Origin of the sequence: Ruminococcus intestinalis, assembly GCF_014288065.1 — a bacterium.
Classification (GTDB): domain Bacteria; phylum Bacillota; class Clostridia; order Oscillospirales; family Acutalibacteraceae; genus Ruminococcoides; species Ruminococcoides intestinale_A.
In genome coordinates this window covers 41285-57633 of sequence record NZ_JACOPS010000005.1, presented here as the reverse complement: position 1 = coordinate 57633, position 16349 = coordinate 41285, and the positions used below count along the sequence as shown (strand labels likewise).

General features: G+C 38.7%; 13 protein-coding genes. 10 read left to right on the top strand and 3 right to left on the bottom strand.

Features of this window, described 5'->3' with window-relative positions; genetic code table 11:
* Positions 1–9 precede the first annotated feature (9 nt).
* The 3 genes from H8R91_RS10290 (at position 10) to H8R91_RS10280 (ending at position 2810) form a co-directional block, all read left to right on the top strand.
* Positions 10–1209, top strand: coding sequence for a hypothetical protein (locus H8R91_RS10290; protein ID WP_186936037.1), 1200 nt, complete (start codon positions 10–12; stop codon positions 1207–1209).
* A gap of 101 nt (positions 1210–1310) precedes the next feature.
* Positions 1311–2057, top strand: a complete 747-nt coding sequence (locus tag H8R91_RS10285; RefSeq protein WP_186936036.1) for a hypothetical protein — start codon at positions 1311–1313, stop codon at positions 2055–2057.
* A 519-nt stretch (positions 2058–2576) separates the two neighbouring features.
* Positions 2577–2810, top strand: a complete 234-nt coding sequence (locus tag H8R91_RS10280) for a hypothetical protein (protein ID WP_022235588.1) — start codon at positions 2577–2579, stop codon at positions 2808–2810.
* On the opposite strand, the gene H8R91_RS12450 is transcribed toward H8R91_RS10280, so the two are convergent.
* Entirely contained in the window at positions 2755–3543 is a 789-nt protein-coding gene (locus H8R91_RS12450; RefSeq protein WP_186936033.1) for a YdcF family protein, read from the bottom strand. The two genes, H8R91_RS10280 and H8R91_RS12450, sit on opposite strands and share 56 nt — an antisense overlap.
* 147 nt (positions 3544–3690) lie before the next feature.
* Between H8R91_RS12450 and H8R91_RS10270 the strand changes: the two genes are divergently transcribed.
* On the top strand, positions 3691–4368 hold the full coding sequence (locus H8R91_RS10270; RefSeq protein ID WP_186936031.1) for a DUF1361 domain-containing protein: 678 nt from the start codon (positions 3691–3693) through the stop codon (positions 4366–4368).
* Positions 4369–4974: 606 nt separating this feature from the next.
* Here H8R91_RS10270 and H8R91_RS10265 read toward each other — a convergent pair.
* The gene (locus H8R91_RS10265; protein ID WP_022235573.1) at positions 4975–6516 is read right to left on the bottom strand and encodes a 4Fe-4S dicluster domain-containing protein; all 1542 of its coding nucleotides are present in this window, start codon (positions 6514–6516) and stop codon (positions 4975–4977) included.
* 223 nt (positions 6517–6739) lie between these two features.
* On the opposite strand from H8R91_RS10265, the gene H8R91_RS10260 reads away from it, so the two are divergent.
* The 6 genes from H8R91_RS10260 to H8R91_RS12315 all read left to right on the top strand — a co-directional run bounded on the left by H8R91_RS10260 (position 6740) and on the right by H8R91_RS12315 (position 14694).
* Positions 6740–8218 (top strand): DUF1720 domain-containing protein, encoded by a 1479-nt coding sequence (locus H8R91_RS10260; RefSeq protein ID WP_186936029.1) that lies wholly within the window; start codon positions 6740–6742, stop codon positions 8216–8218.
* 350 nt (positions 8219–8568) lie between these two features.
* Complete coding sequence (locus H8R91_RS10255) at positions 8569–9351, top strand: ABC transporter permease (RefSeq protein WP_186936027.1); 783 nt, start codon at positions 8569–8571, stop codon at positions 9349–9351.
* A gap of 2 nt (positions 9352–9353) precedes the next feature.
* Positions 9354–10085, top strand: a complete 732-nt coding sequence (locus H8R91_RS10250) for an ABC transporter ATP-binding protein (RefSeq protein WP_186936026.1) — start codon at positions 9354–9356, stop codon at positions 10083–10085.
* A 9-nt stretch (positions 10086–10094) separates the two neighbouring features.
* A complete protein-coding gene (locus H8R91_RS10245; RefSeq protein ID WP_186936024.1) occupies positions 10095–11297 on the top strand; it encodes a CDP-glycerol glycerophosphotransferase family protein in 1203 nt (400 codons plus the stop codon).
* 7 nt (positions 11298–11304) lie between these two features.
* Complete coding sequence (locus H8R91_RS10240; RefSeq protein WP_186936021.1) at positions 11305–12315, top strand: stealth family protein; 1011 nt, start codon at positions 11305–11307, stop codon at positions 12313–12315.
* 78 nt (positions 12316–12393) lie between these two features.
* Positions 12394–14694, top strand: a complete 2301-nt coding sequence (locus tag H8R91_RS12315; protein ID WP_186936020.1) for a CDP-glycerol glycerophosphotransferase family protein — start codon at positions 12394–12396, stop codon at positions 14692–14694.
* Positions 14695–15258: 564 nt separating this feature from the next.
* Here the strand turns inward: H8R91_RS12315 and H8R91_RS10230 are convergent.
* Complete coding sequence (locus H8R91_RS10230; RefSeq protein WP_186936019.1) at positions 15259–16212, bottom strand: DUF6591 domain-containing protein; 954 nt, start codon at positions 16210–16212, stop codon at positions 15259–15261.
* Between the last annotated feature and the right edge of the window lie 137 nt (positions 16213–16349).

Below are 16349 nucleotides of genomic sequence, written 5' to 3'. Positions count from 1 at the left end.
GTAAATATTATGAAACCATATGCAAAGATCGGTTCATTGTTGCTTGCACTGATTATTGCTGTTGCAGCGGTTGGCTGCACTCCAATCAGCCTTAATGCAGAATGGGCTTACAGGACAGATAAAGTAGAATTGCCAATCGGCGTTTACAGCTACTCGCTTAAAACAGCTTACTCACAAGCTCAAAATTATGCGTCGAAACTTGCTTCATATGATGAGGCCTCCGATTCATGGCTTGACCTTGAGATTACAGACGATGACGGCGACAAGGCGATTGCAAGAGATTGGATCAAAAACGAGGCAGAAACAATGTGTCTTAATTACATTGTGACTGATAACCTCGTTGAGGAGCTCGGCATTGATATGAGCGGCGCTACCGCAGATTCGGCTAAAAAAACAGCCGAGGAATATTGGACAGTAGGTCCTTACGCTTCATACGGCTACTATATGCCTTATAAAGACCAGTACGAGCCTTACGGTGTTTCTTTTGAAAGCTTTGAATATTGCACAACACTTTATAACACAAAATACACAGCAGTATTTGAAAAGCTCTACGGTGAGGGCGGTTCAAAAGAGGTAAAGGATGACGAATTTATTTCATACTTTACAGAAAACTATACAGACTATAAGTACATAAAAGCAAATCTTTATGAGTCAACAACCGACGAGTCAAACAACAGCAAAGATGCAGCGCTTTCCGACGAAGACGCAAAGAAGATTACAGACGAGTTTGACGGTTACGCAAAGGAACTTAATAACGGTATTTCTTTTGACGATATTGTAAATAAGTACAAGACAGCTAACTCACTTACAGACGATCCGTCAACATCAGCTGTAGAAAACCTTAAAAGCAGTTCACTCGGCGATGAGCTTAAGACAGCACTCGGCGAAATGAAAGCGAACGAGGCTAAGACAGTTAAGGTAGGTTCAGGCAATACAGCAGTTTATTACCTTATCTATAAGGGTGACATCAACTCAGACATTGACAGCTATGTTTACGATTCAACACAGCGCAACAAATTGCTTGCAGATATGAAAAAAGACGAGTTTGCAAAGTATGTTGATGACCTTGCTCAAAAGACAGATTGCGAAAAGAACCAGTCTGTACTCGACCAGTACAAGCCTGAGCTTTACTTTGTAAAACCTGAAAGCTCATCAGCAAGCTCAAGTTCTTCAAGCTCAAGTTCTTCAAGTTCATCTTCTTCAAAGTAAAAGTTTAAAAATCAAAATGCCACACAGCCTTTGTGTGGCATTTAGTGCAGATATTTACAACCGATTAACAACCTTTTAAATATATGAAAGGAGTCAACAGTATGAAAAGAAAAATAATTGCTTTAATTTCCGTACTTGCACTCAGTTTTTCTGTATTTGCTTTTTCGGTAAGTGCGGTTGAAGGCGAAGAAAGCGGCGGAGAAATTATTGAAACCGAGCCTGCTCCCGAGCCGGAACCGACATATGAGCCGGAACCCGAGCCGGAGCCGACATACGAGCCGGAACCCGAACCGACATATGCTCCCGAGCCCGAACCGACATATGCTCCCGAGCCGGAACCGGAGCCTACAGAACCTTATTATGAAGAGCCTACTTACAGTTATGATGATAAGCCATACTACAGCGACGGCGACGATGTATATGTAGGCGGCGGTCAGTCAACATATACTGTGCCCGAAACCACAGCACCGCCTGCTCAGATGTACTCGGTAAGCAGAGATACTATTGACGATAAAACGCTTTCACAGAGCGATTGGAACGATATTTCCGCAAATCTCAAAAACGCATCTCTTACCGACAGCGACGGCGATGATTTCAACTTTATCAAGAAAAACACAAGTAAATCCGATAACGGACATTGGATGCTTTATGCAGGTATTGTGTGCTTGATTTTAAGTGTTGCAGGTATTGTTTACTTTATTATTGCTACAGTAAAGAGCCGTGGCAGATACAAATTTGCTCCTGCAACAGGTAAAGCAGGCAAAACCAAAAAGAGAAAATTTGACACCGCCGATGTAGAACTTCCAAAGCATGATGTATCAAAAGGCGGTACAAAATTTAAGCATTAATTAAAATTTTATCCCGATAAAGTGCGACTTTATCGGGATTTTTGCTTTAATTTGGGTAAAATAACAGTTGAGAGATAGACTTAAAAATTTAGGTCAAGCCTTTTTAAAGGCTTGCGGCTTTGGGCAACGCCCATAAAATTTTTCAATATAACAATTTCTCGGACGCAAACAGTTTGACTGTTTGCGTGCTGAAACTAAGTTTGTTAAAACAGGCGATAGCCTTTTAGAAAAGAATTTATTTATTAATTGTTTAATGAGTGGCTTTTTCTTATTGCTATCGCATTTAAAGGCTTTCGCCGTTGTGTTCAAGCCGCCAAACAGTGAGCTGTTCGGCTATCGTTAGATTGCATAAACGGAAAGTATTTGTGGGCTTTGCCCACACCAACGACCTTTGAAAAGGTCGACCAAATTTTTATAATTTTTAAATTTAATTTTCATCTCAACATAAAAAATAGAACTGTGAGCATAAAATACAAAAATCCGCAAAAAATATAACCACCCGGAAAGGTGGTTAATTTTATGAATAGAAAAGAAAGCAAACGCAACGAGCGGTATCCTATTGAACTGCCGTCACGCAACAACGGTTTTGAACATTCACCGATTGTAGATGTTACCGATAACGAAATTTATCCGTATGAACTCAATTCAAGGCGAAATGCGGTATATCAGCCCAATGAAAATATTTCAGAGGTTGTGGCTACCGAAATAGAACCTGATTCGGCAGTGCAAACCATTCACGGACGGCAAATGTAGGAATAAAAATGGGGAAAGTGTCGGCATTTACCGAGCCGACACTTCCGCTCAGTCCCTGTTGTTTTGTAATTATCTGCGCCCTCAACTGGTGAAAGCCGTCTGTAACTATAGCTTTGTTTTCGTTAAGTCCGTTTGCTTTAATTATTTCTTCGGAAAATGCAATATTTTCGCCTGTATTTACCGCTTTGTCTTCTATATAAAGCCTGTCCGGAGAAATCCCTGCCTCGACAATGCAGTTGTACATAGCCTGTGCCTCACTCATCGGTTCATTACTGCCCTGTCCGCCTGTAAGTACAGCTTTTGCATCAGGATTTTCCTGTAAATATCTAACGGCGCTGTTTATTCTGCCTGTAAGCATCATACTCGGGCCGTTCTCGGTAACTTGAGCGCCAAGTACGATTGCGGTTGCATTTTGTTTTGGCTGTTGTATGCAGGCAAATGTCATTAGACCCGTAACAATCAAACCGTAGCAAAGAAGTGCGGTAAAGCAAAAATTAATGCCGTACAGAACAATTTTGCCGAATATATTTTTCTTGAGTTTTTCTTTTAATGATTTATATTTATTACGTGTGCCGAATACAAAAATCAGCCACACACACAGCAATCCGCCTACAAGATTGCCGATGTTGACAATTCCCCACAGAGCGCCCGATACAAACAACAATAAAAATACAATGGCAATTAAGGTAATTATAACTCTGAATATTTTAAAAGCTTTGTTTTCTTTTTCCACAGCTTATCAGCTCTTTTCGTAAATAATTATAATTATTTTAGCATATAAAGCACAAAAAGGCAATAACTTTTAACTTTGCTTGCAAAATTTTATTGATACCGCAGTGAAAGCGTGATATAATAACTTATTATGCAAGGCGGTGACAATATGAAGTCTGTATTTGCGGGAAACAAAGCGAAGTTTGCTTATTTTTCCTTTATATTTATAATAATTTCAACGGCTATGTATACATTTTATGCCAAAGAACCGCATTGGTGGTATATTGTATGGAATGATATTCTTGCTGTAATTCCGCTGTTTGCGGCAATGCTGTGCGAACATTATTTCAGTAAGAAAAAAGCTGTTCCTGCTGTAATATTTGGATTTTTGTGGTTATTATTCTTTCCAAATTCGCCGTATATGATGACGGATTTAAAATATACAAGCTATTTTAAAGAGTCCGCTTATCTTGAATATGAAAAAATCGGAACGAATGTGACCGCTTGGCTTATTGTGCTGAACTTGACGGTTACGGTTATACTCGGGTTGCTGTTCGGAATGATGTCAATGCGAATTATTCATAAAATAATAAATAAGCGTTTCGGAAAGGCGACGGGTGTTGCTTTTTGTACAATTACGATTTTACTCAGTTCGTTTGCAATTTATATCGGCAGATATGCAAGAGTAAATTCGTGGGATATTGTTCGCCCGATTTTCTTAATTGAAAAATCGTTAAACTCACTGTCGGAATTTTCACCGATTTTTATAGCTGTATTCAGTATAGCCACGGCGATGCTGTATGTGCTTTATTATGCATTTGATAAATTTGTAATAAAACACGATTGATAAACGGTTTTTTGAGAATTTTTAAAAACTACGGTTAATTATATTTATTAAAATAACCGACAAAAACTGCTGTTTGAGTGACAAACCCAAACAGCAGTTTTTATGTTATGTTCTGAATATTTGATATATTGATAAATTGTGGTTTAGCGGAGTGTCGGTCAGACATTGAAATTTAGCTAACGCTAAATTATCCTCCAAAAAGCAAAAAAGTTTACTCAATTTTTTCAAAAATTGCGGGTTTGGGTAGCGCCCATAATTATCTTCCGATATAACAATTTATCAGGCGCAAACAGCCACGCTGTTTGCGTGCTAAAACTAAGTTTGTTAAAACAGGCGAAAGCCATTATAAACAGAAATGCTAAAAACATAGTCAACGCATTGCGTTGACTATGAAAATGATGTTTATTTCCTTTTGTTGCTCTCGCAAAGGCTTTCGCCTATTTGTTCAAGCCGCCAAACAGCGAGCTGTTTGGCTATCGTTAGATTGCATAAATGGAAAGTATTTGTGGGCTTTGCCCACACCCACGACCTTTGAAAAGGTCGACCAAACTTTTATAATTGCTTGCCTAAACTGTGAGTTAAACCATAATTTACCCAACTTTAAAATCATTCTTTATTTTTATGAGAAAACTCATTGTAGAGGTTTTCAAGTTCGGGCAAAATGTCTACATACGGAGATTCACAGGCGGTTTCAAATGGACTGCTCTTTTTACTCTTCAGATTTTCTGCGGCAGATTTTTCGGGTACATTTATTGTGCCTGCACCTGCCACACAGCCGCCCGGACAAGCCATACCCTCAAGCAAATAGCCGTTATACTTGCCGGCTTTTGCCATTCTTAACAATTTCATACACTCGTCAAGTCCCTGTGCGTTTGCAATTTTTACTTCACGCTCAGGGTTCATTCTGTGTATTGCATTTACAACCGCTTTTGCAACACCGCCGCTTACGGCAAAACCTCTGCCGTCCGCACTTGAGAAAGAAAGCGGTTTTTCATCGGGTTCAAGCGCCGCAAAATCTACCTCTTTGGCGGCAAACATTCCCGCCACTTCTTCAAAAGTGAGCACAAAATCAATGTCACTTCTTATACTTCTGCGGCTTGCCTCAAGTTTTTTAGCCGCACAAGGGCCGATAAATACTACTCTGCAACCCGGATGATCCTGTTTTGTAAGTCTGCCTGTAAGTACCATAGGGGTGAGAGCCATAGAAATGTAAGACGCAATGTCGGGAAATGTCTTTTTAGCCATAACGCTCCATGCGGGACAGCACGAAGTAGCCATAAACGGCTGTTTGGCAGGCACTTCTTCCATAAAGTCTTTTGCCTCTTCAACGGTGCAAAGATCGGCTCCCACGGCAACCTCTACAACATCTTCAAAGCCGAGTGCCTTGAACGCATTTCTTATTTTTGTTGCGGGAAGTCCTGCAAACTGACCAGCAACGGCGGGTGCAACTGCGGCATAAACGGGAGTATCACTCTGTAAAGCCTTTATTGTTTGGAAAATCTGGCTTTTGTCAACAATTGCGCTGAACGGACAGCTTACAAGGCACATTCCGCAGCTTACGCATTTGTTGTAGTCAATATCCGCTCTGCCGTATTCATCACTGTGAATTGCTTTCATACCGCAGGCAGCTGCGCAGGGGCGCTCCTGCTTTATAATTGCATTGTAAGGGCACGCACTTTGGCACTTGCCGCATTTAATGCATTTTTCTTCGTCAATAAAAGATTTGCCGTGCACGATTGAGATAGCGCCTTTCGGGCAAACCTCGGTACAAGGGTGTTCAAGACAACCTTGACAGCCGTTGCTTACGAACACACGCTTTTCGGGACAGCTGTGGCAAGCGAACTTAATAATATTAATCAGCGGCGGTTCATATACCTTTTCGTCAATCATACTTTCTTCAACGCCTGTCGAAATAGGCGCTTGTTCATCTGCCGACAACAGGTTAAGTCCCATGGCAAGGCGCAGTCTTTCACCTACAATGGCACGCTCAAGGAAAACGCTTTCTCTGTAAGTGGAAATCTCGCCCGGGATAATTTTGTAAGGCAGACTTTCAAATTTAGAATAATCACCGCCCTCGTACGCAAAACGAGCAACTTCGGTAAATATCTGCTGACGAATTTTAGTCTTTGAAGAATACAATCCTCTCATAATTAAAACTCCCGTTATTTCATATTTTTTCTGCTTAATGCAAAAATTCAATTATTTTGCAAGTTTATTCGATACATTTCAATAAAATTATACAACAGCGGCTAAAATATTTCAACAACAATTTTGTAAATTTAATAGCAAAATATTCTAAAAATGCATTGACTTTTGTTTATTTTTGATTTATTATAGCAGTGTATAAACATAAATATAGGAGGACTTTATTATGAAATGTCCAAACTGCGGATTTGATTGCGAGGGCAACTTTTGCACAATGTGCGGAGCTTCGCTTAAATCACAATCACCACAAACCGAAAATAAACAGAACCCGTATATAAATATTGAGAACAAACAACCCTTAAACAATTCTGCATCGGCAGTACAAAACCAAAATAATACAAATTATGCCAACACTGCACAGCAGAATAATTATCAAAATGTTCAGGCTCAACCGCAGCAAAGTAATTTTTCGGGTACACAGCCTCAACAGCAGACGAATTTTTCTTATATTCCACAGCAAAGACCAAACGGTTTTGTAAATGTTCCCGTACAGGGGCAGAACGGAGTTGCGCCTATTCCCACACAATCGCCTGTACCTAAAAAGGACAGCGGCAGAACAGGTAAAATTGTTGCCGCCTGCATACTCGGCGGAGTAATTTTGGCAGGTGTGGTAATTGTAATAGTGTCTGCTATAGTAAACAGTCTCGATTTACAACTGTCGGAACCCACAGATGTTGATAAAATTGACTCTACTCAATACAAAGTAGGAGAGAAAGCCGAAACATTGTTTGGCGGCATAACAATGACCGATATTCAAACAGGTTCTTTTTCGTTAGAGTCAATGACATCCTCATATGATGCTCCTAAAGAGTATAAGTTTGATTTTTATGTTGAAAATACCACCGACGATGATTTCACAATATCTTTTGATGATTTTAATGTTACCGTCAAGGACAGCAGTATGAATTATTCGTTTACAAATGTCAGCGTTGACGGAAATCCCGATAAACTCACAATAAAACCGCATACAAGCGACACATTTACCATATATCGCTGTGATTCAAATCGTAAAGAGGACGGCAGTTTGAAGATAAACTATAATTATGAGTGCGGCGATAGTAAAGGCAAGGTTGTTTTTACAAAGAACTGCGATAAAATTTACAGCAGTTTATTTGAAGAGGCAGATACCGATTTCGGTACTGTAAAAGTAACTGATGTAACAAAGCCGAGCACAAAATATATTTATGATACCTATATTAAGGGCAGTAACCTGCAAACGGGCGGCGCTACATTAGATGAAAGCGATTTTGACGACAGCGTTGCTTATGATACGGAAACCTTTGCGATATATGAATTTACCGTTAATGCCGATAATTTCAGTAACAGCGGCAAAAAAGTATATTTAAAGGAAATTTCAGCGTCTGAAGACACAGATGCGGACATAGTTCCTTATGACGGACTGTCTTCCGATTATATTATTCCGATTGCGGTTGTAAGCGACAATTATAAATATTTTATCAGTGATTATGATTCTCAAAGTTTGAATTTAATGATTGACAGTGATAAAACAACTACATTTAAATACATAGCGGCTATCAGAAAAGACAGCGATTATTATTTTAATATGAGCTTTAAGTTTGACAACGGAAACACCGTAATTACAGAAACAAGCGTTGACGAACTTGAAGAAAATATCAATAATTAATGCAAATTGAATAAAAAATAAATGACCGTAAATCCGATAAAGATTGCGGTCATTTTTTAATCGGGCAGAGTTTTTAACATTATATTATAATTATGTTAAAAACTCTGTGCCGAATTAAATGTAACTATATTGTAAAGTATAATTTGTACAATAATTCTTTTTTTAAGACATTGTAAGTATTATGTTTATAATATGCAAATTCTTTAACAGAAAAATTGCAGAAAAGCTCTCAAAATTCGTCACACGAAAAATACACAATACTTGAAATATTGACAGTATAATGATATAATTCAAGATAGGTTATTATGTGTCAGAATGAAATTTTATGATTTGGAAGTGAGTTATTAAAGATGAGCAGATTTTTTAAGGACATCAAAAAATTCTTTAACTACACGGTATTTTCTTCAAAGGCGGAACTTAAGTCCGAAGTAGCGGGCTCTTTCTTGAGTTGGCTGTGGTGGATTCTTGATCCGTTCTTCTTTATGCTTGTGTATTCGTTTATCGCAATCCTTGTATTTAAGAGCGGCGAGCCGTATTTCCCGGTATTCGTATTTATCGGTCTTAACTGTTGGCAGTTCTTCAGCAAGGTTGTTAAAAGCTGCGTAAAAGTCGTGCAGTCAAAAAAGATGATTGTCACGAAAGTTTATATACCTAAGCACATATTTATTCTTGAAAAAATCGGTGTTTACGGTTTTAAGATGCTCGTATCCTATGCTCTTACGGTTCTTTTGATGATTATTTACCAAGTGCCTTTGAGCTGGCGTATGTTCTGGGCACTGCCGATTATGGCCCTTTTGGTGGTAATCACATTTGCTTGCAGTACAATTATGCTCCACTTCGGTGTATTTGTTGAGGACTTGCTCAATGTAATTACCATTGTTTTGCAGCTTGGTTTCTACATTTCAGGTATTTTCTATTCAATCGAAAATAAACTTGACGGTATTTTGGGTGAGCTTTTGATTAAATGTAATCCGATAGCTCTTATTATCTGCGATTTAAGACGAGTGCTTATTTATAATCAGGATCCACACTGGGTGGCATTGCTTGCGTGGTTTGTTGTTGGCATCGTTATCAGTGTTATTGGCATCAGAACGATTTATAAGCACGAAAACAGCTATGTAAAGGTGATTTAATTATGGGAGAATCAGCAATTTCAGTCAGAAATGTTAAAATTAAATACAGATGTTTTAAAAAGGTTTCGCTTTTAAAGTCTATTTTTGCACCGAGAAAGAATAAGAAAATTGAGTATTTTGAGGCTGTAAAGGGTGTTTCTTTTGAGGTTGAAAAGGGTCAGATTTTGGGTATTGTCGGCAAAAACGGCAGCGGTAAATCTACACTTCTTAAGGCAATCGCAGGCATTTTTTCACCTGATGAGGGCGAAATCGACCTTCACGGTCATTCAATTTCCTTGCTTTCAATCGGCGTAGGTTTTCAGAATAAATTAAGCGGCAGGGAAAATATTTTCCTTTCGGGTATGCTTTTAGGCTTTGAAAGACCGCAGATTGAAGAAAAACTCGACGAAATCATTGAATTTTCCGAACTCGGTGACTTTATTGACCGCCCTGTAAAGACATATTCAAGCGGTATGTACTCTAAACTTGCGTTCTCAATTACGGCGATTCTCGAAACCGAGATTATGCTTATTGATGAGGTCTTGAGCGTTGGTGACGCAAAGTTTAAGAAGAAGAGCTACGAAAAAATGCGTAGCCTTATTATGAACAAAGACAGAACCGTTGTTATTGTATCTCATAGCTCAGACACACTCAGAAAGCTTTGCGACAACATTCTTTGGCTGCACGAGGGCAAAGTTAAAATGCAGGGTACTACCGAAGAGGTGCTTCCTTTGTACGAAGAATTTATGTCTTAATGGTGGGTTATGTCAAGATTTTTTGAAAAACTCAAAGATGTAAAGCCTAAGGATATACTTCATATTTTCCTGTTTATTTTTGCACTGCCTATTGCGCTTGTTTACAAGCGTTTCAGAAAAGATTTATGGCTTGTGTGCGATAACGGAGTGGAGGCAACGGACAACGGATTTTGCTTTTTTGAATATGTGTGCAAAAATCACCCCGAGCAGGACTGCGTTTATGCGGTGTATAAAAACAGCGTTGATTACGAAAATGTCAAAAAAACCGGCAAAACCGTAAAGTACGGCAGTTTTGCCCACTGGATTTTATATCTTACCGCAAAGGTAAACATCAGTTCTCAAAAGGGCGGAAAGCCGAACTATGCCGTATGCTATCTGCTTGAGGTTTACGGAATTTTGCGCAACAGCCGAGTTTTTTTACAGCATGGGGTAATTCTTACAAATATTGATTTTCTTTATTATAAAAACACAAAAATGAGTATGTTTGTCACCAGCACATACAGGGAATGGGAGTATGTAAACAATAATTACGGTTATCCCGAGGGCACTGTAAAATTACTTGGACTTCCCCGCTGGGACAAGCTTCACGATTTTAAAACAGTGCCGAATCAGATACTTATTATGCCTACATGGCGTGACTGGATCGGTACAGACGCACTTTCAAAAAGCATTGAAGATGATAAAAAGGCTTTTTGCGAGAGCGATTATTTTAAAAATTGGAGTAAAATAATCAACAGCAAACGACTTGAAGAAATTTGCGAAAAGTACGGCTGTACTGTTATGTTTTACCCGCACAGGGATATGCAGAGATTTATCGACTGCTTTTCAAAGAGTAATCCGTACCTTACAATCTGCAAATATCCCGAATATACCGTGCAGGAGCTTATGAAAAGCTCGGCATTTATGATTACCGATTACTCAAGCGTGCAGATTGACTTTGCTTATATGAAAAAGCCGCTTGCGTATTTTCAGTTTGATTATGAAAGATTTTCGGAGCAGCACTACGGTAAAGGTTATTTTGACTATGCCGAGGACGGATTTGGCCCTGTTTATAACGAAGAACAGGGACTTATGAACTATATAGAGCAGATGGCACAGCGTTCGTTTGCGAACACAGAGCTTTATTTAAACAGACACAAGGAATTTTTTGACTTGTACGATACGGAAAATTCAAAGAGAAATTACGAGGCTGTCAAAGAAAGATGGCCGTGAGGTATGTATGGAAGAGAAAAACACAAACCCGATTGATTTTGTAATAATTTGGGTTGACGGCAACGATAAGCAGTGGCAGGCGGAAAAAGCCAAGTATGACGGCAAAACGGTCACCAATGCCAACAGCGAAGTTCGTTTCAGAGATTGGGACAACTTGCAGTATTGGTTCAGAGGTGTGGAAAAGTTTGCCCCTTGGGTAAATAAAATTCACTTTGTCACATGGGGACATCTGCCGAAGTGGCTTGATACAACAAACCCAAAACTTAACATTGTAAATCATAAAGATTACATTCCGTCAAAGTATCTTCCTACCTTTAATTCACATACTATTGAGCTTAATTTGCACCGTATAAAGGGACTTTCGGAACAGTTTGTGTATTTTAATGACGATATGTTTATTACCGCACCGACTAAACCGGAGGACTTTTTCAAAGGCGGTATGCCTTGCGACACATTTGCGCTTGACTGCATTTGTTTTAATAAGGACAGCGCAGGTTTCTTTAACGGTGCGGATGTTTCTATCATTAACGACCATTTCGATAAGGAAAAAGTCTTTAAGCGTGACTGGAAAAAGTGGTATAGCGGTAAGAACGGAATGAAAAATCAGTTAAAAACGACGCTTTTGTTGCCGTGGCATTGGTTTCCGGGCTTTTACTATCAGCACACTCCGTCGAGTTTTATGAAAGCGACTTTTGAAGAAATTTGGGAAAAAGAATACGATGCGCTGGATTCTACCTGTATGGATAAATTCAGAAAAACAGGCAATGTAAACCAGTGGCTTATGAAGTTCTGGCAGTTGGCGGCAGGCAATTATACAGTCCGCAGGGACAGATTTGCATACTGCTATCATGTCAAGGAGTATAATTATCCCGATTTGTGCAGGGATATTCCTTCACAAAAGCATAATATGATTTGTATTAACGATACAGCCGAAACTACAGATTTTGAGGTGAAAAAGCAGGGCGTCATTGACGCATTTGAAAAACTTTTGCCTGAAAAATCAACTTTTGAGTTGTAATTTCAGTTTATTTAATTTGCATTTTGCGGTTTCGGTAAAATTACCGAGGCATAAACCATATACTAAAGGAGTAATTTGATGGGTAGAAATTTTATATGGCTGTTTGGCGAAAATCTTGCCGCAACCTCAAATAATAACTCATATTATTTTTGGAAACAGGTAGTACGCCGCAGGGACGGTATAGACAAGTACATTGTGCTTGAAAAAAATGCCGCCAATAAAGAAACCTACGCCTCTCTTTCTGACAAAGAAAAGAGTTTTGTTGTTTGGAAAAACACAGTAAAGCATTTTAAGATTTACTTAAATGCCGATATGTACTTTGTTTCTTTGAGTTACAAGGATATTACTCCTACAAAGCTCGGCTTTTTTAAGACAGACTTTTTCATAGAAAAGCCTCTTATTTACTTACAGCACGGCACGCTTGGCATTAAAGCTATTGAATATAAGGGCTATGGCTACAATAATAATATGTTCCGTTTTTTGTATTACAACAAGAACATTAAGCCCACTCTTATGGATTACAATAAATTCAAAGATTATCAGCTTTACTACGGAATTTATCCGCCACGCTACATTGAGCTTGTAAAGCGCCACAAGGCATACCATGCACAGCCGCACAACGGCAAGAATATACTTTGGTTTATGACATGGAGAGAGTACCTTGGCGACAACTATATGACACAGATGCTTATGCATCAGATTAAGGGTGTGCTTTCAAGCCAAAAACTTGCCGATTATCTTGATAAAACAAATTCCGTTTTTACGGTTTGTTTGCACCAATTTTTTGATGAAGAGAAAATCGAAGAATTCAAGGAATGTGCAAAGACAGACAGAATCAAGTTTATTCATTCGCACAAAACAGATGTGCTTGACGAACTTGCGAAAAATGATGTTCTCATTACTGACTATTCTTCGGTAGGCTTTGACTTTACGGTGCTCAATAAGCCTGTAATTTTGTATCAGCCTGATTTGAAGAATTACCTTGCAAAGCGTAACCTTTACTGCGAGGTAGAGGAGCTTGAGCAGTGCTCTTACACAAAAGCAAGACAGCTTGTTGACGCTATTGCCGACGAAACCTATACGATAAATCCGTTCTTTAAGTCAAGACTTCCGGAAGAGATTGACTATGACTTTATTGAGAGCGGCGCTCATATTGACAGAATGTATGAGGAATTTTCTTCAATTCAGAAGAATAAGGTAACATTCCTCGGTTATAACTTCTACGGTGTAGGCGGTACGGTTTTTGCTACCCGTTCGCTTGCGGAGGCTTTGCTTGAGAAAAACTATCTTGTAGAGCTTTTGTCGCTAAAGTGCACCGCAAAGCCAAAGGAAATGCCTTACGGATTGCAGCTTACAGCATTGTATAAGGCAAATTCACGCAGAAAGATTGAACTTTTAAAGCGTGGCTTCTTTAGATGGAAAGGACTTTACGGTCACCTTGACTGCGATTGCAGCAGACAGAATCTTTCTCCGTATGCAGGTATGGCAATGAGAAAGAAACTTGAGAATATAAACAGTAAGACTGTAATTTCAACAAGAGAATCTCTCCACCTTTTCCTTAATGACGCTACATCGGAGAAAATTGAGGAGAAAATCTATTTCTTCCATTGTACAGCCGCACTTGTAAATGAGCTTTTCCCCGACATTGTTAATAAAATGGAGAAAATCGACATCGGCAAGGCTGTATTTGTAAGTGAAGAAAACCGTCAGCTTTACCTTGATAAATTTAATTTTAAAAACTATAAGGATTATATCGTGCTCGGCAATACTCTTGAGTCAAGTCGAAGTGTGGCAAGAGAGGACATAGGAGCGGAAGAAGAGGACGATAATAAAAAGAAAGTTGATGTACCAGAGCGTGATTACTTCCTCGGTATGTATCTGTTGAGAATCAGCCATGAGCGTGAGGCTGACATTAACAATCTTATCGGCTTTGCCAAGTATCTTAAAGAGCAGAATGTTGATGACATTGTAATTGATGTTTACGGTACGGGCGACTATCTTAACGAATTTCTCGATAAGATTTTTGATAACGAGGTTGAAGATTATATTTGCTATTGCGGCGAAACCTCGAACCCTAAAAATCAGATGAAAACTCACGATGCGGTTGTAGATTTCACACTCAACCATTCATTCGGTATGCCGTATATTGAGGCTATCCTCAACGGAAAGATGGTTTATTGTACAGAGAACACAGGTTCAAGGGAAGTTCTTAACGGCATTGACGGCTGTATTTATACTTCGTATGCAGACTTGCTCGATAAGATTCGTAAGTTCCCACAGGTTACAGATGACCAACTCAGAAGTAACTATGATAAAATCAGTAAGGTATATTCAAGAGAGGTTCTCGGCGAGAAATTCGTTGATTTTCTTGAAAAATAATTAATAATTTAACGGCAGCACTTTGAAATTAAATTCACAAGTGCTGCCGTTTTTGATTGAAATAAGGTTCTTTATCAAAAGTTGGGGTAATTTATGGTTTAGCGGAATACTTCACAAGGCAATTATAAGAGTTTGGTCTACCTTTTCAAAGGTCGTGGGTGTGGGCAAAGCCCACAAATACTTTCCGTTTATGCAATCTAACGATAGTCAAACAGCTCGCTGTTTTCGGCTTGAACACAACGGCGAAAGGCTTTGCGATAGCAACTAAAGAAAATATACTTTATTTCATAGTCAGCGCAATGCGTTGACTGTTTTTGTTTATATGGCTGCCGCCTGTTTTGTTAAACTTTGTTTCACGCACACTGACAGCAAGCAGTCAGTGCATAATAATTTGTTATAACATAAGACATTATGGGCTCTGCCCAAACCCGCAAGCCTTTAAAAAGGCTTGACCTAAATTTTAAAATTATTTAGCTTCAACAGTGCGATAAACCATAATTTGAAATATAAAATTAACATAATAAAAAAAAGGAACCTTGTACAAGATTCCTTTTAGTGTATTGTTTATTCTGACGGAGCATCAATGGTTACGGTCATATAATCGTCATCTTCTTTGTATGAAAGATATACATTATAGCCGTCTTTATCATCTGCGGAATAATAGCCCTCATAACTGCTTTCGTCAACGGTAAAGCCGAGTTGCTTGCATTTGTCAACATATTCGTTAAATTGGTCTAAAGATAAACCGTAAGCCTCAAATCCAAAAGAATCTTCATTATCTATGCATTTCTTTACCACCTTTACATCAGGCTTAGGAATTTTTGTGCCGAGTTCCGATGTGGTCCAATAATATGCCTCTTCGGTATTTTCATCTTCTGAATATTTTTTAGTGCTGAAATCATAATATGAAGTGTAGATTTTATTGTCATTAATGTATTTTATGGTAGCAACATCGGGTTCAACCAAATTAAAGTGATTCATGTCTTTTAAATAATAAATACCGCTGTAATAATAGCAGTTTATATTTTTTGCGGATTCTCCGGGTTCAACAATTTTTTCGGTTTCTGCGTGCATAGAAATATCCCTTTGTTTTAATTCGGAAATATCATCATCACTCATTGAAAATTTATCTTTAATCTCGTTGTAGAAATTTTCCTTGTCCTCTTCCGTTACCGAGCCTTTTTCTTTAAATGTCATTTCAAAATCCGTAACTGTATATTTTGAATTGTTTGTATAGTCTAAAAGAACATATTTTTCACCGTCAACAATTCCTTGATCCACATTCCATGCAATATCATCAATTTTAATTGTTTCTCTCTTCTTTGCCGGTTGTTTTGTCTGTGATACAGCAGATGCATCATCGCTTGTTTGACTTGCAACGCCCTCACTGCCTGTCGAAGCCTGCGGTGCTCCATTGTCGGAGCATCCGGCAAAAACTATTGTAGCAGACGCCGCAACAATAACAGCTATAAATGTACATAAATTTTTCTTAACGGTATTTTTCATAATTATGACCATTCCTTTCCGCCTTGCTACAAGGCGCAAAAATAAATGAAAGCAACTTGTAGTAAAGCTATGTAAAAATTGTTAGAATGTACTTGAGAAAGCAAACACACTACAGAGCACGAAGAGGTGAGTAGGTTCAGCGTATACTG